2 protein-coding genes and 1 pseudogene are annotated in these 2,552 nt (G+C 71.7%); 1 reads left to right on the forward strand and 2 read right to left on the reverse strand.

Translation table 11 applies throughout. The features are described from left to right. A pseudogene (locus CCN56_RS39325) lies at positions 1 to 182 on the forward strand (MarR family transcriptional regulator); the annotation flags it as partial. Positions 183 to 479: 297 nt separating this feature from the next. Here the strand turns inward: CCN56_RS39325 and CCN56_RS39330 are convergent. Together CCN56_RS39330 and CCN56_RS39335 are read right to left on the reverse strand one after the other, a co-directional pair. Next, positions 480 to 1,391 (reverse strand): ADP-ribosylglycohydrolase family protein, encoded by a 912-nt coding sequence (locus CCN56_RS39330; protein WP_086832393.1) that lies wholly within the window; start codon positions 1,389 to 1,391, stop codon positions 480 to 482. Between the two features lie 182 nt (positions 1,392 to 1,573). Continuing rightward, on the reverse strand, positions 1,574 to 2,299 hold the full coding sequence (locus tag CCN56_RS39335; RefSeq protein ID WP_086832394.1) for a leucine-rich repeat domain-containing protein: 726 nt from the start codon (positions 2,297 to 2,299) through the stop codon (positions 1,574 to 1,576). Positions 2,300 to 2,552: the final 253 nt, after the last annotated feature.

Consider the following 2,552-nt stretch of genomic DNA (forward strand, 5'->3'; position numbering starts at 1 on the left):
CCGACGCCTCCGACCGGCGCGTCAAGAACGTCATCCTCACCGCCGAGGGCGAGCGCGTCACCGACGCGATCCGCGCGAAGATGCGCACCACGCAGGAGGGCCTGGACGGACTCGACGACCAGGACAGGGACCGCCTGTACACCCTGCTGGAGCGGGTCTTCGTCTCCCGGCCCGCCGTCTGACCCCGGCCCCTCTGCGCCTCCTCGACGCCGCCTCCAAAGCCCTGTTCGCCGGATCTCCCGGCGCCGCAAGACCGTATTGCCCGTCGCCCTCGATCGGGCCGCGGTCGACACGGACACCGCGTCTGCTGCACCGCCGCCGCCGAGCTCGCGGCCGGGTCCCCGCCTGCACAGGGACGGGCCCTTCGTACTCGAAGCCATCCCCGAGAGGGCCGACCGCTCTCCGCCCCCTGCGGGAGGGTCGCAGCTGCCGTCTCGAGCCGTGCCCCCTGCCGGACGGACGCACGGGCCTCATGGTTCCTACCGCGACGCAACCGGCGGCAGCGGTTCGCGGGCCGCGTGCCAGGCGGGCGGGAGGGCGGCGACGCCCGTACGAGCGGCGATGACCCCGCCCGCGACGGCACACGTGGTGTCGATGTCGCCGCGTCCGACGACGGTGGACCACAGACCCTCGTGCAGGTCGTCGAGGTGCCCGGCCGCGCACCACAGGGCGTACGGGACGGTGTCGGGACCGGACATCCGGTAGCCGGAGCCCAGGACCTCGGCGGCGTGCCGGACCGAGGTGTGCGCCGGCATCCGGGCCGCGATCCGCAGCCCGGACCGGACGTCGCTGTCGGGGAGCCGCGCGGCGACCGCCCGGAGGAGGTCCGGGCGGGCCGGCGCGGGCCCGCCGCGGCTGCGGGTCGCCAGGGCCGCGGCGAGGGCCACCGCCACCGCTCCGGCGACCGCCTCCGGGTGGTGGTGCGAGACCACGCTCTGCGCGGCGGCCTGCTCGGCCACGGCGTCGAGGTCGTCGGCGAGCCAGGCGCCGAGCGGGGCCACACGCATGGCCGCGCCGTTGCCCCAGGAGCCCTGGCCGCCGAACTGTCCGGCGACCACGCCCCGCCAGGGCTCGCCCGCGCCGATCCGGCGGAGCACGTCGTGCATGGAGGCTCCGTAACCGCGGTGCGTGTCGTCGGCGTAGGCCTCGGCGAGGCGCAGGGCGAGCCGGTCCTGGTCGACGGTGCCGCCGCTCTCGGCGAGTTCCCGGACGAGCACGAGCGCCTGCGCGGTGTCGTCGGTCCACAGCCACAGCGGTTCCGGGGGCAGGATCCGTGTCTCCAGGGCTGCGGTGCCTTCGCGGCGCAGGATGCCGAACCAGCGGTCGCCGAAGGCGTCACCGAAGGCGAGCCCGGACAGCGAGTCCAGCACGGCGGCAGGCAGGTCGATCATCGGAGCAGTATCACAAGGCAACGGCGTCCCCGGCACCCCGATTTCGGCGCGGCATGGGCGTGCTGGCCTCGTTCATCTCCAGCAGCAGCGTTTGTTGACGAGTCTCAGCGGCGTTGGGCGATCGACTCGCTCGTGTTTGTCCAGGAGAAACAGCAGCACTGTGGCGCGAGGGGGCGTCGCCGTCAGGTCAGGACGACGCACCCCAGCCGCTCCAGCTCGCCGAGGAGCGGTAGGGAGGGATCGACCTCGTTCCAACGCAGATCCAGTTTCTCCAGCGATGGCATCAGGGCGAGCCAGTCGGGCAGCCGGCCGAGGTTGTTGCTCCGCAGGTCGATCTGACGCAGCCGCGGGAGGCGGGCGAGTGTCTCCGGCACCTCGGTCAAGGAGTTCTCGCGTAGGTCCAGGTGACGCAGTTCGTGCAGCTTGGCTGTCGACGACGGCAAGTGCTCGATCGCGTTCCCTCGGAGCCACAGCTCACGCAGGCTGCGGAGCCGGCCGATGGCATCGGGCAGGGCGGTGAGCCGGTTGTGCTGCGCTCTGAACTCGATGAGGCCGCTCATCCCACCGATGGTCTCCGGCAGGGTGGTGAGCAGGTTCTCGCCGATGTTGAGGTAACGCAAACGGGTCAGGTTTCCCAAAGAATCGGGGAGTCGGGACAGCTGGTTGTCGTGCAGGTAGAGGCAGTCGCCGAGCTCGGTCAGCTTGCCGAGTTCTTCGGGCACCGACGTCAGCGCGTTGTGGCCGAGGTCCAGGGTTTTCAGCCGGTGGAGCTGCCCGATGTCCGGCGGGAGGGCCGTGAGTCCGTTGTCCGCGAGGATCAGCACATCGAGCTCAGTCTGTCGCCAGATCGACTCGGGGACCTCTCCGAGCTCTTGACGCCACAAGTTCAGTGTGTGCCTCACGGCCATCTCCCCTTCGCCGGCAGTCCGGTCTCCGATTCTCGTCCGGGACCTTCCTCGGCGGCGACGGGGCAGCGGACAGGCAGGACCAGATCAACCGGCCTCAGCGCGTTCGGCCCGGGCCCGGGCTCGGGCCCGGGTGAGGGCGAGGCGGGGGCGGTGAAGGCCTTGGCCCAGCCGCCGAAGGGCTCGTTGGAGGTGATGGCGGCGCTGTTCTTCAAGGTCCCTGTTGAGGTGCGACGGGTGGGGCGTTCCTTCGAGG

Source organism: Streptomyces sp. NRRL B-24572 (genome assembly GCF_002156145.1).
GTDB lineage: Bacteria > Actinomycetota > Actinomycetes > Streptomycetales > Streptomycetaceae > Streptomyces > Streptomyces vietnamensis.

Coding starts and splice junctions, on each gene's coding strand:
- CCN56_RS39330 (WP_086832393.1), bottom strand. CDS start 1,391: ATGATCGACCTGCCTGCCGCCGTGCTGGACTCGCTGTCCGGGCTCGCC.
- CCN56_RS39335 (WP_086832394.1), bottom strand. CDS start 2,299: ATGGCCGTGAGGCACACACTGAACTTGTGGCGTCAAGAGCTCGGAGAG.